Origin of the sequence: Aliidongia dinghuensis (assembly GCF_014643535.1) — a bacterium.
Taxonomy (GTDB): Bacteria; Pseudomonadota; Alphaproteobacteria; order ATCC43930; family CGMCC-115725; genus Aliidongia; species Aliidongia dinghuensis.
In genome coordinates, this window is sequence record NZ_BMJQ01000001.1 from 387,882 (window position 1) to 409,604 (window position 21,723).

Consider the following 21,723-nt stretch of genomic DNA (forward strand, 5'->3'; position numbering starts at 1 on the left):
TGACGATCAAGGGGATAAGAATGCATCGGCTGTTGCCGGCCGTCGTGGCACTGCTGGCTGTTTCCGCAGGTCCGGCGCGGGCGGCGATTCCGGGACAGAACCCGGACTGGCCCTGCCAGCAGCGCTTCGTGCCGGCGCTCACGGCCGGGACGTTCTGGAACGGGCCGCTGCCGGATAAGGCGGACTGGCACGCCGACCCGCGAGTGGCGGCGCTCGTCGCCGATGCGGCGCCGCGCGAGGTGCCGCTCGACGAGAGCCACGCGAAGCTCGCGGCCTTCGCCAAGCGCTTGAAGCCGGCCGAGCGGCGGCGCGTGCTGCCGGTCCTGTTCCTGGGCCTCGTCGACGCGACGAACGACCAGCGGCACGAGGTCATGGGCCGGATCGAGGAGCTGACGCGGCGGCAGCGTGAGCTCGGCGACGTGATCGCCCATGTCACCGACGAACTGCAGGCGATTTCTCCGGACGCGACGGGCGATGCGGCCGCCCGCCGTGCCGAGATCGTGCAACGCCGCGACTTCGTCGTGCGCAGCTTCGAGGAGACGCAGCGCACCATGCGCTACGCCTGCGAGGTGCCGGTCGAACTCGAGGCGCGGCTCGGCGACTATGCGCGGCTCCTGCAGGCCGACACCGGACACTGAAAGAAAAAAGGCGCCTCCGGCCTTGTCGGCCGGAGGCGAAGAGGGGCTCGTACCGAGATCGGCTGCCCCCCGGGGAGCTGCCGGGCTCGGGGAGTGGGCCCGGCAGGGGAGAAGATTGCGGTGCCGTTCAGGCCCTGAGCACGCCCGAGGCCTTCGCGGCCTGGGTCGCAAGGAAGTCCATGAGGGGCGGCGACAGGCAGTCGTACGGCTCGAGGCCGAGTTCCTTCAGCCGCGAGCGCACGGCGCCCTGGTTCGCCGGATCGGCACCGGACTCGATGATGGAGGAGACGAATGCGGCGAATTCCGGCGGCGACCAGCCCGTCTCTTGCGAGAGCTCGGTATGGATGAAGTCCAAGCCGTAGAGCGGATGCTTGGCATTCTCGATGCGGCCGTACATGTGAACGCCGCAGCCCTTGCAGGCATGGCGCTGGATCGCGGCCGACGGGTCGACGACGGCAAGCTTGTCCGCGTTTTCGGTCACCTGCAGATTTTCGCGCGGCACGACCGCGATCATCGCGAACTGGGCGCCCTGGGGCTTCCAGCACTTGGTGCAGCCGCAGACGTGATTGTGCGCGCTCTGGCCCTTGATGGTCACCACGACCGGGTTCTGTGCGCACTTGCAGGTAAGGGTGCCCCCGCCAAAATTCGGTGCGGCCGGCTTCCAGCCGTGATCGACCGACGGATGGATCGAAATCGCGCTCATCAGAAGTTTCCTCCGCAATAGACGTTTTTCTCCGGTCGGCCCAGCCGGTCCCCGATCCCACGTCGACGACCGCCCGGAACCTGAAATCCCGTTGCGTTGCAAGGTAGTGGGCTGCCGCCTCACGTCCCGAGGACGAAGAAGTCCGGGACGAGCCGTGTCCGCCGCCGCTATCTTCGACGGCGTGGCGGGCCTCGCCAATAGTACTTAGGGACAAGACGGTTCTCTCTCTGATGGCAACGGCTCGAATCTGTTCCCGCTTGGTGATTCCCTGCAACCTCGGCTAGTATCGGCAGCAGGGAGTAAGGCCCAGAGAGGCCGGGTATGAAAAAGATCGTCATCGCGGATGATCACCCCATGATCCGGGGTGCTCTGGCACTTTCCTTGGCGGCGACCACAGCATTCGGCAAGATCGAGGTCATCGAGACCTCGACGCTTGGCGAGCTGTTCAATCGGCTGGCCGAAAGTGGCGAGGCCGATCTCGTCCTGCTGGATCTGCGCATGCCCGGCGTCAACGGGTTCGAGGGGCTCCTGACCCTGCGCAGCCGGTTCCCGACGACGCCGGTCGTGATCATCTCGGCGCTCGAGGATCCGCAGCTCGTTGCCGAGGCGCTGGCGCTCGGTGCCGCCGGCTTCATTCCGAAATCGACGCCGCGCCACGAGATCGTGCGCGCGCTCAATCTCGTTGCGGCTGGTGAGACCTACACGCCGCCGCATCTGCAGGAATGCGTGGCGTCGACCGATCGTGTCGACGCGGAGCTCGCCCAGCGCCTGAGCTCGCTGACGCCCCAGCAGCGCAAGGTGCTGCAGCTGCTCGGCACCGGCAAGCTCAACAAGGAAATCGCCTACGAGCTCGATATCGCCGAGACCACGGTCAAGGCCCATGTCTCGAGCATCCTGCACAAGCTCAACGTCTATAGCCGGACCCAGGCCGTAGTGATGGCCGGGCGGCTGCACCTGACGAGCTTCGGCGACATCGCCGAAGTTTAAGGGCTTCCAAGGTTAACGGGCTTTCGAGCTTGGGGGCGCTCCGAGAGTGAGATTGCCCGGGCCGAGCACGCGCCCGTCCCTCCGACAGGACTTCAATCCGCCTGGCTGGCAACCTACTTGCATCAGAAACTTGCCTGCCCATCTAGTTTAATTATTGAACTGGATTGGATGTCAGCGGTGATGTCGAGCACTCAGTCGAACGGAGCGTCGCTCCGAAGCGGCGCGGCACGGTTCGGCTTGCTGGCCGGATTGGTTCTCGCGCTCGCTTCCTGTGCGGCCCCCGATCGCGGCAATTGCCTGCAGAGCCGGACCGAGACCAGATACCATCCGGCCTCGGTCTTCCTCGGCGGGAATGGCTACTCCCACGAGTGGGAGCCCAGCGAGGAAAAGGTGTGCACGCTCTGGGAATATCCTGACGGCAAGCCGAAAGGCTGAGGCCGCGGTCGGGCCGTCCTAAGGCAGGAGCTGGCTCAGGAGCGCGCGGAGCTGCGCCGGTTTCAGCGGCTTGCGCAGCAGCCACAGGCCGTGCTGCTGCACCTGGTCCTGCACCGCCGCCGCGTGATTGGCCGTGATGATGATGCCCGGCACCGACCGGCCGAGCGCCTGCCGGATGCGGGCGATCTCGGTGATGCCGGTCTGGCCGGCATCCAGGTGATAGTCGGCAATCACCAGGTCCGGCGGCCGCGGCAGCCGTTCGAGCAGGCCCAGCGCCTCGTCGCCGGAAGCCGCGACCGCGGCGGTGCAGCCCCAGCCCTCGAGCATCGCCTGCATGCCGGCAAGGATGCTCTGCTGGTCGTCGACCACCAGCAGCATCGGGTCGGCGAAGGCACCGGGCGTCCGGCGGGCCGTCGGACGGCGTGCTGCCGCCGGCTGCTTGTGGCCGAGTGGTACCGTCACGGAAAAGACCGAGCCGCGGCCCAGGACCGAGCGGGTCTCGATCGGCAGGTCGAGCATCTTGGCCGCGCGCTTCACGATGGCGAGACCGAGCCCAATGCCCTGGTCGTGCTCGCGGCCGGTGTCGAGCCGGCGGAATTCCTCGAAGATCTCGTCCAATTTGTCCGCCGGGATGCCGGGGCCGGTGTCCCAGACCTCGATCTTGAGGCCGCCGCCGCGCCGACGGCAGCCGATGAGCACACGCCCCTCTCCGGTATAGCGGATGGCGTTCGACAGGAAGTTCTGCACGATGCTGCGCAACAGGCGGATATCGCTGCGCACGACGGCGCGGGACGGCACGTGCCGGAGCGCGAGGCCGCGGTCCTGGGCGAGCGCCTGGTGCTCGGTCACGAGCGGGCCCAGGAGGCTCGCGATCGGGAAATCGACGAGCTCGGGCAGGACTGCGCCCGCGTCGAGCTTCGAGATGTCGAGCAGTGCTGCCAGCAGCTCCTCGACTGCGCTGAGCGAAATCTCGATGTTGCTGATAAGCCCGCGATTGGGCTTCGGATGGTCGAGATCGGCGAGCGCCGACACGAACAGGCGCGCCGCGTTCAAGGGCTGCAGCAGATCGTGGCTCGCGGCGGCGAGGAACCGGGTTTTGCTGATGTTGGCCTGCTCCGCCTCGCTTTTGGCGATCTGCAGCGCCTTCTCGATCTCGCGCCGATCGGAAATCTCGCGATGCAGCTGGTCGTTGAGGCGGGTCAAGGCGGCAGTCCGCTCGGCGACGCGCCGCTCCAGGGTCTCGTTCGCCTCCTTGATCGCCGCATCGGCCTGGCGCCGCTCGGTAATGTCCTGCATCAACGTGAAGAAGCCGAGGCGCTGCCGCTCGTCGCCCAAGTGCGGCACGAAGCTGACATGGGCATAGCGCGGCTCGCGCGCGCCGGACGGCGTCAGCTCGATCTCGAAATCGGCCCGCTCGCCGGCGAGCGCCTGGTCGACGAAATCCTTGCGGCGGTCGTAGATCTCCGGCGTCAGCAGGTCGCCCATCTCGCGGCCCAGGATCTCCTCGACCGGCCGGTCGAGCCATTGCCGATAGGGCTCGTTGACGAACTGGTAGCGCTCTTCCGCATCGACATAGGCGATGAGTGCCGGCATGGCGTCGGTGACGAGGCGGATGCGGCGCTCGCCGTCGCGCAGCGCCTCCTCGGACCGCTTGCGCCGGGTGATGTCGGTGAAGGTCAGCACGAAGCCGCCGTCCGGCATGGGGTTGCGGTCGACGTGCAGGATACGCCCGCTGCGCCAGATCTGCTCGAAGCCGAGCGGCAGCGCACCCTCCTCGGGATTGAGGAAGCCCGGCTGGGCGATGCCGTGCTCGCCCAGCGTGCGGTTGAAGGCGCGCAGGTCGTCGAACCCGGCACCCGGCGCCACGCAGGCTGGCGGCAGGTCGAGCAGCCGCACGAATTCATTGTTCCAGGCGACGAGCGCCAGCTGGCGGTCGTAGACCGCAACGCCCTGGAAGATGTTGTCGAGCGTCGCCTGCAGCAGGACGGTCTTTTGGGCGAGCTCGGCCTCGCGCTGCTGCGTCTCGGCCCGCTTCAGGTTGGTGATGTCGGTATAGATGCCGACGATGCCGCCGTCGCGGGTCCGCTTCTCGTTGACCTGCATCCAGCGGCCGTCGCTCAAGGCATGGACCGAGGGGCCGTGGCTGTCGGCGTGCTGCTGCATCCGGCGCTCGATCCAGCCGTCCGGGTCGCGATAGGCGTCGAGCACGCATTTGTGGTGGATCGCCAGATGGACGATGTCGGCGAACAGCATGCCGGTGTGGATGCGGTCGGCCATGCCCGGCCAGAAGGTAAGGTAGCGCTGGTTGAACAGCACGAGCCGGTCCGCCGCGTCGAACAGCGCGAAGCCCTCGCTGATCGATTCGATGGCGGCGAGCAGGCGTAGGCGCGCGGTTTCCGCCTGCTCCTGGGCCTTGGCGGCTTGGTGGTAGGACTGCTCGAGATCGGCGAGCGTGCGCTCGAGGGCGAGCGTGCGGGCGCGGATCTGCGCCTCGAGCACGATTGCAGTCTGGAACAGCGAGAAGGCGGAGCCCTGGCCGTCCATGCTGCGCTCGACCCGGTTGATCAGCACGCGGTTGATCCGTTCGAGCTTCGCGACCTTGCGCTCGAGATCTGCGATCCGTACCGCCTGGTCCAACGCCTTGCTGTTTTCCGCGACCGTCATGGCGCACCGATGATGACGCCGGTGAAAGTTTGGTTCACGTGCATCGACATATACTGTTCGCCGTAGGTGCAGAAGCCCACGACATGCTGCTCGACGAACAGTTTCGAGATGGCGGCCTTCAGACGGCGCTGCTCGATCTCGAGGTTCCTCAGCACGCAGTCGCAGCCGATGATGAGGTCGGGCGGGCCGACGTCCCGGCGCAGCCGGCGGAACAGTTCCTTCAAATCCTCCAGGATGTCGACGCCTTTGGCGACGGTCAGCACGATGCCTTCGTCGATCGCGCAGAAGAAGGTCAGGCTGTGGTCCGGGTTGACCTTCTGGATTGCCCGGACGTGGTATTGCCCGCCGACGCGCACCATGACCGGATGGGCGGCGAAGATCTTGGGCGAGAGCGGCTGGCCGTCGAGACCGACGAGCCGGGCATATTCGGAGGCGGCCGGCTCGGCATTGATCTCGTGGACGCGGCGCCGGTCGAGATCGGCGCCGGTCACGACCATCTTGCAGTCGGTCGGCACGAAATGCTCGGTCTTGAACACGGCGAAGCGCCGTCGGGTCGTGATCAACAGCAGCACGGCGGCGTCGCTGACGAAACGCCCGTCGTAGAAAACATAGCAGCGATTGAAGTCCAGACCGTCGCCCGCCGACCCGCCGACGAGCGGCATGCCGTTCAGCGTATTGCCGATGGCGCTCACCAACTGCTCCTCCCGCACCGACATGCCGTCGACCAGGAGCAGGGCGAAGCTGCCGGCGTCGGCGAGCGGTCCGCGGCTCGTCTGTTCCGCCTGCTGGGCCATGGCGGCCTGGGTCAGGTCGGCCGCCACCGCGATCGTGAAGTCCTGCAAATTCTCGAACAGCGCGGCGGCGACCGCGAAATCGCCCGCCGGGAAGCCGATGCCGCTCAAGCCCCCGCTGATATAGCCGAACGGCGTGATCTCGCCGGCCGTGGTGCAGCCGAACACGGGCGTGTCACCGAAATAGTGGCGGATCGCGGCTGCAACCTGCGACGGATCGTAGCGCGGCGAGCAGAAGATCAGAGCGAAGCCGAGGTCGGGACCGCCGATCTGCTGATGCAGCGCGCCGACCGCCGACCAGGGATCGGCGGCATCGGAACCGCCTCTTCGCAACAGCGTAGTCGGCATCGGTCGTTCTACCTCCGCGGACCGATCAGACGCGCTCGCCACAGGGATGGCAAGCGCCACTGGGATGGCGGCTGGTCGGGACGGATCGAATGCCGGATCGCGCGCCGGCCGCTCGGGACACATCGGCCCGTACGAGTTGCAGCATTCAAAGCTGGCTCGCCGACGACAATGCTTCTTTAGTCGTATTGCACGCCTGGCGGAACGGCGTGCTGAATAGCGCGTTCGGAAGAGTATGTTCTCCGCGGAAACGGAGGCCACCGGATCGCGCGCCGTGCGAGAGCGGTTGCCGGTCCGTCGAGATCGTCCAGCCTAGTCCCAAATGCCAAATCACGGATGGAGGAAAGCGCGATGACCTGGAAGACCCCGACAATCGTCGAAATCGCCCTCGGCGCCGAAATCAACTGCTACGCCTGCGCCGAACTCAAATAACGTACGAAAGCCGGGGTTCGGCGGTCATCGCGCCGCCGGCCGTCGGATAAACGTGATGCGCGTTGTCGTCCTCGGTGCGGCGGCCGGTGGGGGCTTTCCGCAATGGAACTCGCACGCCCCCGCGTGCCGGCGGGCGCGACGCGGCGACCGGGCGGCGCGGCCGGCGACGCAGGCCTCGCTCGCCGTCAGCCTTGACGGCGAGGCGTGGGTGCTCCTCAACGCCTCGCCCGATTTGCGGCAGCAGATCGAGGCGACACCGCAGCTCCAGCCGCGCGAGGGCCTGCGCTCCTCGCCGATCGCGGCCGTGGCGTTGACGGGCGGCGACGTCGACGCCATCGCCGGCCTGCTCACGCTGCGCGAACGCCATCCCTTCACCATCTATGCGACGCGCCGCATCCATGCGGTGCTCGACGTCAATCCGATTTTCGAGGTGCTGGCGCGCGATCTGGTCGTCCGCCGGCCGATCGCGCTCGGAGAGGCCGTGACCGTAGCCGAGGCGGCGGACGGACGGCGCCTTGCCATCGAGTTTTTCGCCGTGCCGGGCAAGGTGCCGCTCTATCTCGAGCGGCCGGGAGAACCGCCGCCCATCATCGAGGGTGAGGAGACGATCGGCATCGCGGTCGGGGACGGGCAGCGGCGCCTGTGCTTCGTACCCGGCTGCGCCGCCATGACCGAGGCGCTCGCCCGCCGGCTCACCGGCGCCGACGCCGTGTTCTTCGACGGTACGCTCTGGACCGACGACGAGATGATCCGCGCCGGGCTCGGCACCAAGACCGGTGGCCGCATGGGGCACATGAGCGTCGACGGCCCGGCCGGCACGCTTGCTGCGTTCAGCGCACTCGACATCGGGCGCAAAATCCTCATCCATATCAATAATTCCAATCCGGTGCTGCTCAGCGACTCGCCCGAGCGGGCGATCGTCGAGGCCGCGGGATGGGATGTCGCCCACGACGGGATGGAAGTGACGCTATGACCGCTGGTCCGATGTCGCCCGACGCGCTCGAAGCCGCCTTGAGGGCGATCGGGGCAGAGCGCTACCACAACCTGCACCCGTTCCACCGGCGCCTGCATGGCGGCGATTTGAACCGCGGCCAGGTTCAGGCCTGGGCACTCAACCGCTACTATTACCAGAGCCGCATCCCCGCCAAGGACGCGAGCCTGCTCGCGCGCTTGCCGACCGCCGATCTGCGCCGGGCCTGGCGCAGCCGGCTCGAGGATCACGACGGTACGGCGCCCGGCACCGGCGGCGTCGCGCGCTGGCTCAAGCTGGCCGAGGGTGTCGGGCTCGAGCGCGCCTATGTCGAATCGACGGCGGGCATCCTTGCCGGCACGCGCTTCGCAGTCGACGCTTATGTCGCCCTCGTCCGCGAGCGCAGCATCCTCGAGGCGATCGCCTCGTCGCTGACCGAGCTGTTCTCGCCGACCATCATCGCGGAGCGCGTCTCGGGCATGCTCGCGCATTACTCGTTCGTGACGCCGGAGACGCTCGCCTATTTCACGCCGCGCCTGACGCAGGCGCCGCGCGACGCCGATTTCGCGCTGGGATATGTGCGCGAGCACGCGGTGACGGTCGAGCAGCAGGAGGCCGTGCTGGCGGCACTGCGCTTCAAGTGCGACGTGCTCTGGTCGCAGCTCGACGCGCTCCATTTCGCCTATGTCGAGCCCGGTTTCATCCCGCCGGGCGCCTTCGTGCCGGACGATCGGCGATGAGCGTCCCCCCCGACAAAATGGCGGCCGAAGAGCGCGTGCCGGCGTTCGGCCGCGGCGTGAAGTTCCGCTTCGACGAGGTGCGGCAGGCCTGGGTCCTGCTGGCGCCGGAACGGCTGTTCGTGCCGGACGAGCAAGCGGTCGAGATCCTGAAGCTGGTCGACGGCGTGCGCAGCCTCGGCGCCATCGTCGACGACCTGGTCGCCCGCTACGACGCGCCGCGCCCGCTCATCGCCGGCGACGTCGCGCGGCTCTTGGGCGATCTCGCCGACAAGGGAGCGATCAGTCTATGAGCGGCCAGCCTATAAGCGGATTGGCGCCGCCGATGGGCCTGCTGGTCGAGCTGACGCACCGCTGCCCGCTGCAATGCCCCTATTGCTCCAACCCGCTCGAGCTCCTGCGCGCCCACGAGGAACTCGACACCGAGACCTGGCTTCGCGTGCTCGATGAGGCGGCGGCGCTCGGCGTCCTGCAGGTGCATTTCTCCGGCGGCGAGCCCACGGTCCGCCATGACCTTGCCGCCCTGGTGCGGCGCTCGGCCGAGCGCGGGCTTTATACGAACCTCATCACCTCGGGCGTGCTGCTCGACGAGGATCGGCTGGCCGAGCTTGTGGCGGCCGGGCTCGATCACGTCCAGCTGAGCTTCCAGGACGTCGAGGAAGCGAATGCGGAGCGGATCGGCGGCATGCCGGGTGCCCAGGCGAAGAAGCTCGCGGCGGCGGCGCTGGTCCGGCGTGCCGGCCTGGCGCTCACGCTCAATTTCGTGATCCATCGGCAGAACATGGAGCATCTGCCGGCGATGATCGCGCTTGGGCTTGAGCTCGGCGCCGAGCGGATCGAGGTCGCCCACGTGCAATATTACGGCTGGGGCCTCGTCAACCGTGACCGGCTGCTGCCGAGCCGCGACCAGCTCGAGGCGGCGACGGCCGAGGTCGAGGCGGCGCGCCGGCGCCTCAAGGGCCGCATGGTCATCGACTACGTGCCACCCGATTACTATGCCGAGCGCCCCAAGGCCTGCATGGGCGGCTGGGGCCGGCGCTTCATCAACATCACGCCGGCCGGCAAGGCGCTGCCGTGCCACGCGGCCGAGACGCTGCCGGGTGTCGCCTTCCCGTCCGTGCGCGACGAGCCGCTGGCGGAGATCTGGCGCTCGGCGCCGGCCTTCGAGCTCTATCGCGGCACCCAATGGATGGCCGAGCCGTGCCGCAGCTGCGACCGGCGCGAGATCGACTGGGGCGGTTGCCGCTGCCAGGCGCTGGCGCTGACCGGCGACGCCGGCAACACCGACCCGGCCTGCGCGCTCTCGCCCCATCACCAGGTCCTGCTGGCGGCAATCGGCGACGCCGACCGGGCGACCCGGTCCGACTTCGTCTATCGCCGGATAGGGGCGAGGCCGACGGTCGAGGCATGAGCCCCGGGCGTCTGGCCGCGCTCTTTGCGGCGGCTTGGTTCGTGACGGGTGCCGCCGAGCCGCAACCCTTCACCATGACGGAGGTGGCGCCGGGCATCTTCGTGCGCCCGGGCGTGCAGGAGGACGCGACCGCCGAGAACGACGACGCCATCGCCAATATCGGCTTCATCGTTGGACCGGCGGCGGTCGCGGTCATCGATCCGGGCGGCAGCCTCGGCGACGGCGAGCGGCTGCGCGCCGCCGTGCGCGCCAAGACGGACCTGCCGATCCGCTATGTGGTCATGAGCCACGGCCATCCAGACCATGTGTTCGGGTGCGTCGCGTTCGTGCCCGATCACCCGGTGTTCGTCGGCCATCAGCGCCTGGCGGGCGAGCTTGCCGAGCGCGGCGAATATTATCGCAAGCAGCTGGCGGCGATCCTGGGCCGCGACCGGGTCGGCGACTATGCGATGCCGACTCTGCTGGTCGCGGACAAGGCCGAGCTCGACCTGGGCGGCCGCGTGCTCGAGCTCCAGGCCTACGACACGGCCCATACCGACAATGACCTGACGGTGTTCGACCGCGAGACCAAGACGCTGTGGGCGGCCGACCTGCTGTTCGTCAACCGTATCCCGTCGATCGACGGCAGCCTCCTGGGCTGGCTCAAGGTGCTGGACGAACTCAAGACGCTGCCCGCGACGCGTGCGGTGCCGGGCCACGGACCACCTGTCGTGCCCTGGCCGGCGGCCGCGGCCGATGAGGAACGCTATTTCAACGTGCTCGCGACGGAGATCCGGACGCTCCTTGCCAAGGGCGGCGACATCGAGACCGCGGTCGCTCGCGTCGGCCAAAGCGAACGGGGCAAATGGCTGTTGTTCGACGACTATAACGGGCGGAACGTTACAGCGGCGTTCAAAGAACTCGAATGGGAGTAGATCCCGGGAGGATCGGATGATGCGACGGATCGTCTTGTTCGCAGTCCTGGCGATGCTCGGCGCAACCGGCGCGCGGGCGGAGGAGGACGACGTGGCCCGTCAGGCGCGCTGGCAGGACCTGCGTCACGCCGTGTTCGGTGATCGCCGGGTCGAGGATGGCGCGGGCGTCATCACCCTGGAGGCGCCGCCCCGGGCGCTCGATGCCGCCCTGGTGCCGATTACGATCGATCTTGCCGAGCCGGCCAAGGTCAAGGCGGTCTACCTCATGATCGACGCCAATCCGTCGCCGCTCGCCGGCACGTTCCATTTCGGTCCGGCCGCCGACGCGCGGGAACTGCGCACGCGGGTGCGGGTCGACGCCTATACGCTGATGCATGCGGTGGCGGAGACCGAGGACGGCCGCCTGTTCGTGGCGGAGCGCTTCGTCAAGGCGGCCGGCGGCTGCTCGGCGCCGTCGACCAAGGACCAGAAGCTCGCGATCGCGCGGCTCGGCCAGATGAAGCTGAAGCCGGTCGGCATGGAAACGGAGGGTGAGGCGGCAGCAAACACGGGCCATGACATGGTCCAGCTGCTGATCAGCCATCCGAACTACAACGGCATGCAGATGGATCAGCTGACGCGCAACTACACGCCGGCCCGCTTCATCCAGGACGTCAAGGTGACGCGCGGCGACGCACTCGTGTTCGATCTGGCGGCCGACATTTCCTTGAGCGAGGACCCGGCGATCACGTTCGGCCTTGCCAATGGCGCGCCGGGCGATTCGGCGGCGCCGGTCACGGTCGAGGTGCACGACAGTGCCGACGCCACCTTCAAGCAGAGCTTCGACCTGCCGCGGAAGGGCACGTGATCACTTGCAGCGCAGGTTGACCTCGGCCTGGGCGCGCCGCAGCTTTTCGGTTTCGTCCTTGGCGATGGGCGTATCGCGGAACAGGGCGCCGCGCTCGCCCAACCCGCCCTGCTGCATGCGCAGGATCGTGTCGGCCTTCTCGTAGTCGTCGTAGGACATGAGGTCCGCGATCGTGTCGATGCCGCAGGCGCATTTGTCGAGCAGCTCGCGCTTGAAGCCGTTGGCGGCGAGGCAGCCAATGACATAGTCGGCGCGGGCGGCGGTCGGATAGTCGTGCTTCGGATGATGGGGTGCTTCGGCCCGCGCGGGCAGCGGCCGAGCGGGGAGGGCCAATGCCAGCATGGCGGTCAGCGCAATCCGCAGGGCGGGACGGGTCATGGCTTCTCTGGTCATGGCTTCTCCCCGGCGAAGGTCACCCGCTCGGCCCAGGCCGGGGCGCCGGTCGCCGGATCGGCCGGCATCTCGGCGCCGAGTTCGGCCAGCTGGCCCGGGACCGGGTCGGCCAGGACGAAATCGTAGGTCTTGCCTTGCACGCTCGGCAAGTGCTCGAACCGAGGGTCGTCGGCGAAGGGGCGCAGCGTGATGCGCCGGGCCGGCACGGTCTTGCCCTGGAACTCGATCGTCGTATCGGCGATTTGGGCGTGATCGACGAACGCCTGGCGGATGCGGTTGCGGAAATAGGCGGCGGCGACGCCGATCTGGTTTTTCATCTCCTGGACATCGTGCTCCAGGAAGATCATGAGCAGCGGATTGCCGGAGAATTGATCGACTGCCGGATAGAAGGCGTGGTGCGGACCGGTCAGGAAGTTGAAGCTGACGTATTTCGTCCCGTCTGGATGAATCTGTTCGATGGTGACCGCGACCTGGTCGGTAAAGCCGGCCGGCCCCGTCTCCTCGAACCGGTAGTCGAGCGTTTCCGGGTGCAGGATGTTCTTGAGATGCGGCGTCTCGAACAGCGCCGTCTGTGCCGGGCTCAACGGCGGCGGGTCCGCCGCCCAGCCCGGTGCGGCGAACAACAACAGGCAGGCAGCGCCGAGCGTGGCCCGAAGGTGCCATCGGCGTTCGGCGCGGCGAGGGAGACTGGAATGATCGAACTGGTGCTGGTCTATTGCCTGGTCGCCGACCCCAAGAACTGCCAGGAGCAGCGGCCGGTGTTCGAGGAGCCGCTGACCGCGGCCACCTGCCTCATGAACGCCCAGAAGATGGCGATCGAATATGTGCGCGAGCACCCGGCCTGGCAGCTTGCGGGCTGGCGCTGCGAGAAGGACAAGCCGGCCGAACGGCCGGCTTGAGCGACGGGCTCCCATCCCGGAACCCGTCAATAGATCACGACCGACCGGATCGATTCGCCGCGGGCCATGAGCTCGAAGCCGTCGTTGATGCGCTCCAAGGGCATGGTGTGGGTGATGAGGTCGTCGATGTTGATCTTCTTTTCCATGTACCAGTCGACGATCCTGGGCACGTCGGTGCGGCCTCTGGCGCCGCCGAAGGCCGAGCCCATCCAGACGCGGCCGGTCACCAGCTGGAACGGCCGGGTCGAGATCTCCTGGCCGGCGCCGGCGACACCGATGATCACCGACACGCCCCAGCCCTTGTGGCAGCACTCGAGCGCCTGGCGCATGAGCTGGGTGTTGCCGACGCACTCGAAGCTGTAGTCGGCGCCGCCCTTGGTCAGTTCGACCAGATGGCCGACGAGGTCGCCTTGAACCTCCTTCGGATTGACGAAATGGGTCATGCCGAACTTGCGGGCCAAGGCCTCGCGGCCGGGGTTGAGGTCGACGCCAACGATCATGTCGGCGCCGGCGAGCTTCGCCCCCTGGATGACGTTAAGGCCGATACCGCCCAGGCCGAACACGACCACATTGGCGCCGGGCTCGACCTTGGCGGTGAAGATCACGGCGCCGATGCCGGTCGTAACACCGCAGCCGATGTAGCAGACCTTGTCGAACGGCGCGTCCGGCCGGATCTTGGCGAGCGAGATCTCCGGCAGCACCGTGTAGTTCGCGAAGGTCGAGCAGCCCATGTAGTGTAGGACCGGCTTGCCGCCGATCGAGAAGCGGCTGGTGCCGTCGGGCATCAGGCCTTTCCCCTGGGTCGCGCGCACCTTCTGGCAGAGGTTGGTCTTGCGGCTCAAGCAGTAGTCGCACTCGCGACACTCGGCCGTATAAAGCGGGATGACGTGATCGCCCGGCCTCAAGGAGGTGACGCCCGGGCCGACCTCGACCACGACGCCGGCGCCCTCATGCCCGAGAATCGCCGGGAACAGGCCCTCGGGATCGGCGCCCGACAGCGTGAACTTGTCGGTATGGCAGAGCCCGGTCGCCTTGACCTCGATCAGCACCTCGCCCGCCTTGGGGCCCTCCAGCTGCACCGTCTCGATCGACAAGGGTTTTCCGGCCTCGAAGGCCACTGCCGCACGCACGTCCATCGTCACTCATCCTTGAAATTGCCGTCGTTGCGCCATTTGGCCGTCGATCGCACCGGCCGCGCAAGAGAGGTCGACCGTCGGCAGTGCTGCATTTTGCTGCGGTGCAAAAGATTTGCTGCCGCGCGGTAACATGCTGGTGAACAGCAGAAATATCAACCTCGGTGGGCGGGCCTACTGTCTCCGTCGAGGCACTGCACGGGATGTACAGGACTAAAGTCGTAGGGCTGGGAACGGGCCGCGGCATTGACCCCCGCACCCCTCCGCGCAATCGTCACAAGCGGCTAGAGAGCAAAATGCGCCGGCAGAAAATGCCGTGCACTTCAGGGGCTTCCCCGAAGAAGTCGACCTGGCGATGACAAGATTGGGAGGATACCGTGAAACTGAGAGATTTTTCGGTGCTGGCCTGCTCCGCGCTTGCCTTCGCGGGGCCGGCGCTTGCGAATGAGGAATTGCAGAAGCTGGAGCAGGACCCGAATCAATGGGTCATGCCGACCGGCGATTACGCGAACCATCGCTACAGTTCGCTGAAGCAGATCACCACGGCGAACGCCAAACAGCTGCACCCGGTCTGGAGCTTCTCGACCGGTGTGCTGCGCGGTCACGAGGGCGGCCCGCTCATCATCGGCGACACGATGTATGTCCACACGCCCTTCCCGAACAAGGTCTTCGCGCTCGACCTCAACGACAACGGCAAGATCCTCTGGCAGTACGAGCCGAAGCAGGATCCGAACGTCATTCCGGTCATGTGCTGCGACACGGTGAACCGCGGTGTCGCTTACGGTGACGGCAAGATCATCCTTAATCAGGCCGACGCGACCGTCGTGGCGCTCGACGCCAAGACCGGCAAGGAAGTCTGGAAGGTCGCGAACGGCGACCCGAAGAAGGGCGAGACCATGACGGCGGCGCCGATGGTCGTGAAGGATAAGGTCCTGGTCGGCATCAGCGGCGGCGAATTCGGCGTCCAGGGCCGCCTGACCGCCTACAATCTCAAGGACGGCTCGGTTGCCTGGAAGGCCTATTCGGTCGGGCCGGACGACCAGATCCTGTTCGACCCGCAGAAGACCACGGACATGGGCAAGCCGGTCGGCAAGGACTCCTCGCTCAGCACCTGGCAGGGCGACCAATGGAAGACCGGCGGCGGCGCCACCTGGGGCTGGTATTCCTATGACCCGAAGCTGAACCTCGTCTATTACGGCTCGGGCAACCCCAGCACCTGGAACCCGGCGCAGCGGCCCGGCGACAACAAATGGTCGATGACCATCTTCGCGCGCAACCCGGACACCGGCGTCGCGAAATGGGTCTACCAGATGACGCCGCACGACGAGTGGGACTACGACGGCATCAACGAGATGATCCTGGCCGACATCCCGGTGAAGGGGAAGCCGACCAAGGCGCTCGTGCACTTCGACCGTAACGGCTTCGAATATACCTTGAACCGCGAGACCGGCGAGCTGCTGCTGGCCGAGAAATATGATCCGGCGGTCAACTGGGCGACCCATGTCGACATGAAGACCGGCCGGCCCGAGGTCGTGAAGCAGTACAGCACGAACGCGAACGGCGAGGACCACAACACCAAGGGCATCTGCCCGGCGGCGCTCGGGTCCAAGGACCAGCAGCCGGCGTCGTTCGACCCGCAGACCGGCCTGTTCTACGTGCCGACCAACCACGTCTGCATGGACTACGAGCCGTTCAAGGTGTCCTACACCGCGGGCCAGCCCTTCGTCGGCGCGACCCTGTCGATGTTCCCGCCCAAGGGCGAGACCAACCTCGGCAACTTCATCGCCTTCGACGCGGGCCAGGGCAAGGTCGTCTGGACCGACAAGGAGCCGTTCTCGGTCTGGTCGGGCGCGCTCACCACGGCCGGCGGCGTCGCGTTCTACGGGACGCTCGAGGGCTACCTCAAGGTCGTCGACCTCAAGACCGGCAAGGAGCTGTATAAATACAAGACGCCGTCCGGCATCATCGGCAACGTCACGACCTACACCCATAAGGGCAAGCAATATATTGCCGTGCTCTCGGGCGTGGGCGGCTGGGCCGGCATCGGCATGGCGGCCGGGCTCGCGAACGATACCGATGGCCTGGGTGCCGTCGGCGCTTACAAGAGCCTTGCGAACTACACCCAGCTCGGCGGCGTCCTGACCGTGTTCGCGGTCGACTGACGCCATCGAAAGGCCTCGGAGCGGCCGTTTCGCCCCACGGGTTGGGGGGTCGGAACGGCCGTTTCTGCCGGTACGCTCCACTCTGTAATATCTGTCTGGTGCCGCCTGCCGACCGCCGTTTCAGACGGTGCGGCCGGCGAAGGGAGTCGATTAATGGGAAAAGCTCTGTCGCTTGCTGCCGTGTCGCTGCTGGGTATCGTTACGACGTCAATCGCATTCTCCGGGGCGGCAAGGGCCGCCGACGAGCCGAAGCCTTACAAGATCGAGAACGGCAAGGTCGACCAGGGCACTTACAATGGGTATCGCCGCTACGGCGAGTCGTGCTTGCGCTGCCACGGGCCCGACGGCGCCGGCAGCTCCTACGCGCCCGACCTCACCGACTCCCTGAAACATCTCGACCACGACGCCTTCGCACAGACCGTGATCAACGGCCGGCAGAACGTGAACACGGCCAACACCAATGTCATGCCGGCGTTCGGCACGACGGAGGATGTGGTCAATTACCTGGACGACATCTATGCCTATCTCAAGGCCCGGTCAGACGGCGCGCTCGGTCGCGGACGGCCGAAACGGGCGAGCGATGACTAGGGCGGTCCTGCGCCCGGCGTTCCTGCTTGCGGGGCTCGTGGCCCCCCTCCTCGTGACGCTCTTGGGCGCGGCCACCGTGGCGCGGGCGCAGGCCGTGACCGAACTGGTGTCGCGGACCGAGCTCAAGGTCTGCGCCGATCCGAACGACCTGCCGTTCTCCAACGACAAGCACGAAGGCTTCGAGAACAAGATCGCCGAGATCATCGGCCAGGAGCTGAAGCTGCCGGTCAGCTACGTCTGGTTCCCACAGGTCGTTGGTTTCGTGCGCAATACGCTCCGGGCCCGGCAATGCGACCTCGTCATGGGGACCGTCAGCGGCGACGGCCTCATGGACAACACCAACGCCTATTATCACTCCGGCTACATGATCGTGAGCCGCACCGACGAGAATCTGTCGGCGACTTCGCTCGGCGATCCGGCGCTCGCCGACAAGCGGATCGGCCTTGTCGCGGCAACGCCGCCGACCGATCTGCTGCTGCGCCATGATCTCATGCCGCATGTCACCTCTTACGCGCTCGCGGTCGACACCCGGTACGAATCGCCGGCGCGGGCGATGATCCAGGACATTCTCGACCGCAAGCTCGATGTCGGCCTCCTGTGGGGGCCGATCGCCGGCTACTACATCAAGCACGAGAACCTGCCCTTGAAGGCGGCGTTCATCGAGAGCGAGCCGGGGGCGACCCGCCTCGATTTCCGCATCGCCATGGGCATGCGGCCGGGCGAGCCGGAATGGCGCCACCGCGTCAATGGCGCGCTCGAGAAGCATCGGGCCGAGATCACACAGCTGCTCGTAACCTACGGCGTGCCGATGCTCGACGAGCAGGGACGGCCCATCCCGCCCGCGCCCGGAAAATGATGGCCGCTCCTCGCCGTCTGCCGGCGGCCGCTGCGGCGCTGCTGCTCGCGATCGGTTCTGCCGCGGCTGCGGTGCCTGAGCCCGAGGGCTATCGGCAGGACGATTATCGGGCCGACGTGCCCAACACGGTCGCGGGCGGCCTGACGATCCATACCAAGGCGCTGGAGGCGCTGCTGCGCCACGGCCGCGCCGTGCCGATCGACGTGCTGCCGGCGCCGCGCCGGCCGGCCGGCATGCGGCCGGGCCAGCCTTGGATGCCCGAGCCGCACCGGAGCATCTCCGGCAGCCTGTGGCTGCCGGACGTCGGGCGCGGCGCGCTTTCGCCGGACCTGGAACAATGGTTCCGCGACAGGCTGTCCCTTATCGCCGCCGGCGACCGGAACCGTCCCTTCGTGTTTTATTGCCTGAGCCGATGCTGGATGAGTTGGAATGCGGCGAAACGCGCGGCAAGCTACGGTTATCACCGGGTCTATTGGTATCCGGACGGCGCCGACGGCTGGGAGAAGGCAGGTTTGCCGACCGCTGAAGCCACACCCGAAGGACCGGCGGCAACGAATTGAACGGGGGGAGATCGACCATGACGGCAAAAGGAGCGGCAATGCGCTGGATGGGTTTCACGGCCGCAGCGGCGGCGTTTTTCGTGCTGGGGGCCGTTGCCACGAGCGGCACGGCGCGGGCCGACGGCGACGCCACAGCCGGTCAGGTAATCTTCAAGAAATGCGCGCTCTGTCACTCACCGGACACCGGCGTGAACAAGATCGGGCCGAGCCTGCACGGCATCGTCGGGCGCCATTCGGCCAGTATCGCGAATTTCAACTATTCACCGGCAATGAAGGCGTTCGACAAGACCTGGGACGCGGCCCAGCTCGACACCTATCTGACCGATCCGAAATCGGTCGTGCCTGGCACCAAGATGATCTTCCCGGGCCTCAAGGAAGAGAAGGATCGGCAGGACGTGATTGCCTATCTGTCGACGCTGAAGTAACGGGAGCGCACGCGATGGCCACGCATTATTTCATGGTGCTGACCGACCCGGTGGCGGGGCAGGAGGCGGAATACAACAGCTGGTACGACGATCGCCACCTGGACGACGTGCTCGCGGTCGACGGCTTCGTTTCGGCGCAGCGCTTCCGCCTCAGCCGCCAGGCCATGCCGTCGGGCGTGCCCGCGTCGCAGTATCTTGCGATCTACGAGATCGAGACCGACGACGTGGACGCGACGCTGGCCACTCTCATGGCCCGACTGGGCACGCCGGTGATGCCGGTCACCCCGGCCCTCGACATGGGGCGCATCGGCATGTTCGTGGCGACGGCGCTCAACCCGCCGAAGCGACGCGAGTAGCAAGCAGGGAGAGAAGCCGATGCAGCCCGTCAGGATCACCGGCAAGCTTTCGGTCATGGGGCAGCCGGCGCTGGGCGATTTCCCGGCGTTGGCCGCGGCCGGCTTCGCGGCGGTCGTGAATAATCGCCCGGACAATGAGGCCGCGGGCCAGCCGGGCTCCGCGGCGGAGGAGCAGGCGGCTGAGGCAGCCGGCCTTGCCTATGCGCATATTCCGGTCATCTGGCCGACTCTCACGGCGGAGGTGGTGCGGCGCTTTCAGGCGGCCGTGACCGCGGCGGACGGTCCTGTGCTCGCCCACTGCGCGAGCGGCACGCGCTCGATCACGCTCCATGTCATCGGCGAGGTGCTGGACGGCCGCATGGCGGTCGGCGACGTGCGCAGCTTCGGTGCCCGACATGGCTTCGATCTGTCGGGCGCCGCCGCATGGCTCGCCGCCCACGGCGCCGGCGCCTGACCTCGATGTCCTTGAGTCAGGCAGCGTGACGAGTCAGGCAGCGCGACGGGCGATCCAGGCCTTGTAGCGTTTGGTCCGGCGCGCGGCGCCGACCTGACTGCCGATGAGCGCGAGGAGCGGCGAGACGTTGCGCTTCGGCTCGCGGCCTGCGCCGATCCGGTGCAGCTGGGCCTTGACCACCGCCATGGCGGCCAAGCGGGCGAAGACTTTCTTTTTCCAGCGAATTTCCGGAATGACGACCTCCGGCATGACGTTCGCGCGCCATTTCGCCGGCAGCGCCGGCTCGAAGGCAAGCGCGCTGGCGATGCCGATCACGGCGACGCCCGGCCGTCCGTCCTTGGGCTTGAGCGCCTCTTCGGCCACGGCGCGGCGGCGGATGCCGCCGGTCACCATGATCGGCATGCGCGCGACCGCGCCGATTTCTCGGGCGAAATCGACGAAATAGGCTTCGCGCGGGCTGATCGCGCCGTCCTGGGGCGCGCCCGCCATGGCCGGGCTTTCGTAGCTGCCGCCGGACAGTTCGATCAGATCGACCGGCAGCTCATTGAGCCAGCGCACGACCTCGACCGCATCCTCCAGCGCGAAGCCGCCCTTCTGGAAATCGGCCGAGTTGAGCTTCACCCCGACGCAGAAGCCGGGCGAGACGCGCGCCCGCACCGCCTTGACCACGTCCAAGAGCAGTCGCGCCCGGTTGGCGAGCGGCCCGCCCCAGGCGTCGGCCCGCCGGTTGCTGAGCGGCGAGAGGAACTGGCTGATCAGATAGCCATGGGCGGCATGGATCTCGACCCCTGTGAAGCCGGATGCTTCGGCCATCGCGGCGGCGGCGGCGAAGCGCTCGACGATGGTCGCGATATCTTCCGGTTCCAAGGCCCGCGGCGACGGGAAGAGATGCGAGGCCCCCTCGATCTGAACGCCGATCGCCGAGGGTGCGACTGCGCCCTGGCCCATCGCCTTCATGACCTGGCGGCCAGGATGGCTCAACTGCAGCCAGGCATGGTTGCCGCTGCTCCGCGCCGCCTGGGCCCATGCCTTGAAGGGCGCCAAGGGCTGCGAAGCGTCGAGCACGACCCCGCCCGGACCGGTCAGTGCGGTCGGGTCGATCATGACATTGCCGGAGAGGATCAGCCCGACCCCGCCTTTCGACCAGGCGGCATAGAGCCGGCGCAGCGCTTCGCCCGGCAAATGCTCGCCGTCGGCCATGTTCTCCTCCATGGCGGCCTTGGCCAGGCGATTGGACAGCACGGCACCATTGGGCAGGGTCAGGGGCGCGAAGAGCGGCGAGGCAGGCACGGCATCGGACATGGGCGGTCGAACTCCGGAAGGCGGATGGACAAGCCCTACACCTTCAACTTAGATTTAAGGTCAAGCCCAAACGGAGGTCGCGCATGAAGATCGGCGAGCTGGCTCGGCGCGCGGGGGTCGCTCCCTCGAAGATCCGCTTCCTGGAGGCGCGCGGCCTGCTGCGCGCCGACCGGCTGGCGAATGGCTATCGCGACTATGGCGAGGATGCGGTGTCTTCGCTGCAGATCATCCTACTGGCTCAGTCCGTCGGCTTCACGCTGGAGGAGATCGAGCGCGCGCTGGGCGAGCACCGCTCGCAGCCGCTGAACTGCGCCGACATGGTCGAACGGCTTAAGGCGAAGCTGATCGAGCTGGATCAGCACATCGCGCAATCGACCGCCGTACGCGATCGTCTCGCCCAGATGATCGTGGCGCTGACTGAGCGTGACGCCGAGAATCGGCATGTGCCGGAGGATCTGCCGATCCGCGGCCCGAAATTGGATGCGAGATTGGGAATCAGAGGAATTTGAGCAACGGCAGGCGAGCCGCAACCCGGTTCAAGGCACGTTCGAGGGCAACGGCTGCTTGAAATGGAAGCGGTGCAAGCGTGCCCGCGCCTCAATCGCCTTCTCCCGATAGGACTGCACGACGGTGCATCGCCAGGCGTACAGCATCGGAAGCACGATCGATCCGACGATCCACGTAATGGTGATGCCGAGCCAGGACATGTTTTTCGCCCTTT

General features: G+C 67.1%; 27 protein-coding genes. 19 read left to right on the top strand and 8 right to left on the bottom strand.

What is annotated here, in order from left to right; genetic code table 11:
- Positions 1-20: 20 nt before the first annotated feature.
- Positions 21-638: a hypothetical protein gene (locus IEY58_RS01925; protein WP_189041864.1), complete on the top strand. Its 618-nt coding sequence runs from the start codon at positions 21-23 to the stop codon at positions 636-638.
- Positions 639-765: 127 nt separating this feature from the next.
- On the opposite strand, the gene gfa is transcribed toward IEY58_RS01925, so the two are convergent.
- Positions 766-1,341, bottom strand: coding sequence for an S-(hydroxymethyl)glutathione synthase (gene gfa, locus IEY58_RS01930; RefSeq protein WP_189041866.1), 576 nt, complete (start codon positions 1,339-1,341; stop codon positions 766-768).
- 321 nt (positions 1,342-1,662) lie between these two features.
- Between gfa and IEY58_RS01935 the strand changes: the two genes are divergently transcribed.
- Together IEY58_RS01935 and IEY58_RS01940 are read left to right on the top strand one after the other, a co-directional pair.
- Positions 1,663-2,328: a LuxR C-terminal-related transcriptional regulator gene (locus tag IEY58_RS01935; RefSeq protein ID WP_189041868.1), complete on the top strand. Its 666-nt coding sequence runs from the start codon at positions 1,663-1,665 to the stop codon at positions 2,326-2,328.
- 177 nt (positions 2,329-2,505) lie between these two features.
- The gene (locus IEY58_RS01940) at positions 2,506-2,763 is read left to right on the top strand and encodes a hypothetical protein (protein ID WP_189041870.1); all 258 of its coding nucleotides are present in this window, start codon (positions 2,506-2,508) and stop codon (positions 2,761-2,763) included.
- Between the two features lie 18 nt (positions 2,764-2,781).
- Here the strand turns inward: IEY58_RS01940 and IEY58_RS01945 are convergent, their stop codons facing one another.
- Both IEY58_RS01945 and nosP read right to left on the bottom strand, forming a co-directional pair.
- Entirely contained in the window at positions 2,782-5,427 is a 2,646-nt protein-coding gene (locus IEY58_RS01945) for a hybrid sensor histidine kinase/response regulator (protein WP_189041878.1), read from the bottom strand.
- On the bottom strand, positions 5,424-6,566 hold the full coding sequence (nosP, locus tag IEY58_RS01950; RefSeq protein WP_189041880.1) for a nitric oxide-sensing protein NosP: 1,143 nt from the start codon (positions 6,564-6,566) through the stop codon (positions 5,424-5,426). The genes IEY58_RS01945 and nosP overlap by 4 nt, the downstream gene beginning before the upstream one ends.
- A gap of 348 nt (positions 6,567-6,914) precedes the next feature.
- Between nosP and pqqA the strand changes: the two genes are divergently transcribed.
- Genes pqqA through IEY58_RS01985 form a run of 7 tightly spaced genes read left to right on the top strand, consistent with a single transcriptional unit; the run spans position 6,915 to position 11,874 of the window.
- Positions 6,915-6,995 carry a pyrroloquinoline quinone precursor peptide PqqA gene (gene pqqA / locus IEY58_RS34765; protein ID WP_189042485.1) on the top strand — a complete coding sequence of 27 codons (81 nt, stop codon included), beginning with the start codon at positions 6,915-6,917 and terminating at the stop codon, positions 6,993-6,995.
- Positions 6,996-7,050: 55 nt separating this feature from the next.
- Entirely contained in the window at positions 7,051-7,968 is a 918-nt protein-coding gene (gene pqqB / locus IEY58_RS01960) for a pyrroloquinoline quinone biosynthesis protein PqqB (RefSeq protein ID WP_456057515.1), read from the top strand.
- Positions 7,965-8,705 (top strand): pyrroloquinoline-quinone synthase PqqC, encoded by a 741-nt coding sequence (gene pqqC / locus IEY58_RS01965; RefSeq protein WP_189041884.1) that lies wholly within the window; start codon positions 7,965-7,967, stop codon positions 8,703-8,705. Before pqqB ends, pqqC begins: the two co-directional genes overlap by 4 nt.
- Positions 8,702-8,995: a pyrroloquinoline quinone biosynthesis peptide chaperone PqqD gene (gene pqqD / locus IEY58_RS01970; protein ID WP_189041885.1), complete on the top strand. Its 294-nt coding sequence runs from the start codon at positions 8,702-8,704 to the stop codon at positions 8,993-8,995. Before pqqC ends, pqqD begins: the two co-directional genes overlap by 4 nt.
- A complete protein-coding gene (pqqE, locus tag IEY58_RS01975; protein ID WP_407648372.1) occupies positions 8,992-10,113 on the top strand; it encodes a pyrroloquinoline quinone biosynthesis protein PqqE in 1,122 nt (373 codons plus the stop codon). Before pqqD ends, pqqE begins: the two co-directional genes overlap by 4 nt.
- Positions 10,110-11,027 carry a quinoprotein relay system zinc metallohydrolase 2 gene (locus IEY58_RS01980; RefSeq protein ID WP_189041887.1) on the top strand — a complete coding sequence of 306 codons (918 nt, stop codon included), beginning with the start codon at positions 10,110-10,112 and terminating at the stop codon, positions 11,025-11,027. Before pqqE ends, IEY58_RS01980 begins: the two co-directional genes overlap by 4 nt.
- A gap of 16 nt (positions 11,028-11,043) precedes the next feature.
- Positions 11,044-11,874: a quinoprotein dehydrogenase-associated SoxYZ-like carrier gene (locus tag IEY58_RS01985; protein ID WP_189041889.1), complete on the top strand. Its 831-nt coding sequence runs from the start codon at positions 11,044-11,046 to the stop codon at positions 11,872-11,874.
- On the opposite strand, the gene IEY58_RS01990 is transcribed toward IEY58_RS01985, so the two are convergent.
- Complete coding sequence (locus IEY58_RS01990) at positions 11,875-12,267, bottom strand: hypothetical protein (protein ID WP_229743425.1); 393 nt, start codon at positions 12,265-12,267, stop codon at positions 11,875-11,877. It abuts the gene before it with no gap.
- Positions 12,264-12,893, bottom strand: a complete 630-nt coding sequence (locus IEY58_RS01995; protein WP_189041891.1) for a hypothetical protein — start codon at positions 12,891-12,893, stop codon at positions 12,264-12,266. Before IEY58_RS01995 ends, IEY58_RS01990 begins: the two co-directional genes overlap by 4 nt.
- A gap of 66 nt (positions 12,894-12,959) precedes the next feature.
- Between IEY58_RS01995 and IEY58_RS02000 the strand changes: the two genes are divergently transcribed.
- The gene (locus tag IEY58_RS02000; protein ID WP_189041893.1) at positions 12,960-13,166 is read left to right on the top strand and encodes a hypothetical protein; all 207 of its coding nucleotides are present in this window, start codon (positions 12,960-12,962) and stop codon (positions 13,164-13,166) included.
- A 26-nt stretch (positions 13,167-13,192) separates the two neighbouring features.
- Here the strand turns inward: IEY58_RS02000 and IEY58_RS02005 are convergent, their stop codons facing one another.
- Positions 13,193-14,302: an S-(hydroxymethyl)glutathione dehydrogenase/class III alcohol dehydrogenase gene (locus IEY58_RS02005; RefSeq protein ID WP_189041895.1), complete on the bottom strand. Its 1,110-nt coding sequence runs from the start codon at positions 14,300-14,302 to the stop codon at positions 13,193-13,195.
- A 374-nt stretch (positions 14,303-14,676) separates the two neighbouring features.
- On the opposite strand from IEY58_RS02005, the gene IEY58_RS02010 reads away from it, so the two are divergent.
- The 7 genes from IEY58_RS02010 to IEY58_RS02040 all read left to right on the top strand — a co-directional run bounded on the left by IEY58_RS02010 (position 14,677) and on the right by IEY58_RS02040 (position 19,700).
- Positions 14,677-16,461, top strand: a complete 1,785-nt coding sequence (locus IEY58_RS02010) for a methanol/ethanol family PQQ-dependent dehydrogenase (protein ID WP_308422378.1) — start codon at positions 14,677-14,679, stop codon at positions 16,459-16,461.
- 153 nt (positions 16,462-16,614) lie between these two features.
- Positions 16,615-17,049, top strand: a complete 435-nt coding sequence (locus tag IEY58_RS02015) for a c-type cytochrome (protein ID WP_189041897.1) — start codon at positions 16,615-16,617, stop codon at positions 17,047-17,049.
- Positions 17,042-17,905: a substrate-binding domain-containing protein gene (locus IEY58_RS02020; protein WP_189041899.1), complete on the top strand. Its 864-nt coding sequence runs from the start codon at positions 17,042-17,044 to the stop codon at positions 17,903-17,905. Before IEY58_RS02015 ends, IEY58_RS02020 begins: the two co-directional genes overlap by 8 nt.
- Positions 17,902-18,465, top strand: a complete 564-nt coding sequence (locus IEY58_RS02025; RefSeq protein ID WP_229743426.1) for a PQQ-dependent catabolism-associated CXXCW motif protein — start codon at positions 17,902-17,904, stop codon at positions 18,463-18,465. The genes IEY58_RS02020 and IEY58_RS02025 overlap by 4 nt, the downstream gene beginning before the upstream one ends.
- 17 nt (positions 18,466-18,482) lie before the next feature.
- A complete protein-coding gene (locus IEY58_RS02030; RefSeq protein WP_229743427.1) occupies positions 18,483-18,890 on the top strand; it encodes a c-type cytochrome in 408 nt (135 codons plus the stop codon).
- 14 nt (positions 18,891-18,904) lie between these two features.
- Positions 18,905-19,246 (top strand): VOC family protein, encoded by a 342-nt coding sequence (locus IEY58_RS02035; RefSeq protein WP_189041901.1) that lies wholly within the window; start codon positions 18,905-18,907, stop codon positions 19,244-19,246.
- 19 nt (positions 19,247-19,265) lie between these two features.
- A complete protein-coding gene (locus tag IEY58_RS02040; protein ID WP_189041903.1) occupies positions 19,266-19,700 on the top strand; it encodes a TIGR01244 family sulfur transferase in 435 nt (144 codons plus the stop codon).
- Between the two features lie 33 nt (positions 19,701-19,733).
- On the opposite strand, the gene IEY58_RS02045 is transcribed toward IEY58_RS02040, so the two are convergent.
- Positions 19,734-21,002 (bottom strand): NADH:flavin oxidoreductase/NADH oxidase family protein, encoded by a 1,269-nt coding sequence (locus IEY58_RS02045; protein WP_189041905.1) that lies wholly within the window; start codon positions 21,000-21,002, stop codon positions 19,734-19,736.
- 83 nt (positions 21,003-21,085) lie between these two features.
- On the opposite strand from IEY58_RS02045, the gene IEY58_RS02050 reads away from it, so the two are divergent.
- On the top strand, positions 21,086-21,511 hold the full coding sequence (locus IEY58_RS02050) for a MerR family transcriptional regulator (RefSeq protein ID WP_189041907.1): 426 nt from the start codon (positions 21,086-21,088) through the stop codon (positions 21,509-21,511).
- Between the two features lie 27 nt (positions 21,512-21,538).
- On the opposite strand, the gene IEY58_RS02055 is transcribed toward IEY58_RS02050, so the two are convergent.
- Positions 21,539-21,709: a hypothetical protein gene (locus tag IEY58_RS02055; protein WP_189041909.1), complete on the bottom strand. Its 171-nt coding sequence runs from the start codon at positions 21,707-21,709 to the stop codon at positions 21,539-21,541.
- Between the last annotated feature and the right edge of the window lie 14 nt (positions 21,710-21,723).

Excerpts from the sequence above, each read along its gene's own strand:
- gfa (WP_189041866.1), bottom strand. The coding sequence starts at position 1,341 with ATGAGCGCGATTTCGATCCATCCGTCGGTCGATCACGGCTGGAAGCCG.
- IEY58_RS02050 (WP_189041907.1), top strand. The coding sequence starts at position 21,086 with ATGAAGATCGGCGAGCTGGCTCGGCGCGCGGGGGTCGCTCCCTCGAAG.
- pqqC (WP_189041884.1), top strand. The coding sequence starts at position 7,965 with ATGACCGCTGGTCCGATGTCGCCCGACGCGCTCGAAGCCGCCTTGAGG.
- IEY58_RS02020 (WP_189041899.1), top strand. The coding sequence starts at position 17,042 with ATGACTAGGGCGGTCCTGCGCCCGGCGTTCCTGCTTGCGGGGCTCGTG.
- IEY58_RS02035 (WP_189041901.1), top strand. The coding sequence starts at position 18,905 with ATGGCCACGCATTATTTCATGGTGCTGACCGACCCGGTGGCGGGGCAG.
- IEY58_RS02015 (WP_189041897.1), top strand. The coding sequence starts at position 16,615 with ATGGGAAAAGCTCTGTCGCTTGCTGCCGTGTCGCTGCTGGGTATCGTT.
- pqqB (WP_456057515.1), top strand. The coding sequence starts at position 7,051 with ATGCGCGTTGTCGTCCTCGGTGCGGCGGCCGGTGGGGGCTTTCCGCAA.
- IEY58_RS02000 (WP_189041893.1), top strand. The coding sequence starts at position 12,960 with ATGATCGAACTGGTGCTGGTCTATTGCCTGGTCGCCGACCCCAAGAAC.
- IEY58_RS01985 (WP_189041889.1), top strand. The coding sequence starts at position 11,044 with ATGATGCGACGGATCGTCTTGTTCGCAGTCCTGGCGATGCTCGGCGCA.
- IEY58_RS02030 (WP_229743427.1), top strand. The coding sequence starts at position 18,483 with ATGACGGCAAAAGGAGCGGCAATGCGCTGGATGGGTTTCACGGCCGCA.
- IEY58_RS01945 (WP_189041878.1), bottom strand. The coding sequence starts at position 5,427 with ATGACGGTCGCGGAAAACAGCAAGGCGTTGGACCAGGCGGTACGGATC.
- IEY58_RS02040 (WP_189041903.1), top strand. The coding sequence starts at position 19,266 with ATGCAGCCCGTCAGGATCACCGGCAAGCTTTCGGTCATGGGGCAGCCG.
- pqqD (WP_189041885.1), top strand. The coding sequence starts at position 8,702 with ATGAGCGTCCCCCCCGACAAAATGGCGGCCGAAGAGCGCGTGCCGGCG.
- IEY58_RS01935 (WP_189041868.1), top strand. The coding sequence starts at position 1,663 with ATGAAAAAGATCGTCATCGCGGATGATCACCCCATGATCCGGGGTGCT.
- pqqE (WP_407648372.1), top strand. The coding sequence starts at position 8,992 with ATGAGCGGCCAGCCTATAAGCGGATTGGCGCCGCCGATGGGCCTGCTG.
- pqqA (WP_189042485.1), top strand. The coding sequence starts at position 6,915 with ATGACCTGGAAGACCCCGACAATCGTCGAAATCGCCCTCGGCGCCGAA.
- IEY58_RS02045 (WP_189041905.1), bottom strand. The coding sequence starts at position 21,002 with ATGTCCGATGCCGTGCCTGCCTCGCCGCTCTTCGCGCCCCTGACCCTG.
- IEY58_RS01980 (WP_189041887.1), top strand. The coding sequence starts at position 10,110 with ATGAGCCCCGGGCGTCTGGCCGCGCTCTTTGCGGCGGCTTGGTTCGTG.
- IEY58_RS02055 (WP_189041909.1), bottom strand. The coding sequence starts at position 21,709 with ATGTCCTGGCTCGGCATCACCATTACGTGGATCGTCGGATCGATCGTG.
- IEY58_RS02005 (WP_189041895.1), bottom strand. The coding sequence starts at position 14,302 with ATGGACGTGCGTGCGGCAGTGGCCTTCGAGGCCGGAAAACCCTTGTCG.
- IEY58_RS02025 (WP_229743426.1), top strand. The coding sequence starts at position 17,902 with ATGATGGCCGCTCCTCGCCGTCTGCCGGCGGCCGCTGCGGCGCTGCTG.
- nosP (WP_189041880.1), bottom strand. The coding sequence starts at position 6,566 with ATGCCGACTACGCTGTTGCGAAGAGGCGGTTCCGATGCCGCCGATCCC.
- IEY58_RS01990 (WP_229743425.1), bottom strand. The coding sequence starts at position 12,267 with ATGACCAGAGAAGCCATGACCCGTCCCGCCCTGCGGATTGCGCTGACC.
- IEY58_RS01925 (WP_189041864.1), top strand. The coding sequence starts at position 21 with ATGCATCGGCTGTTGCCGGCCGTCGTGGCACTGCTGGCTGTTTCCGCA.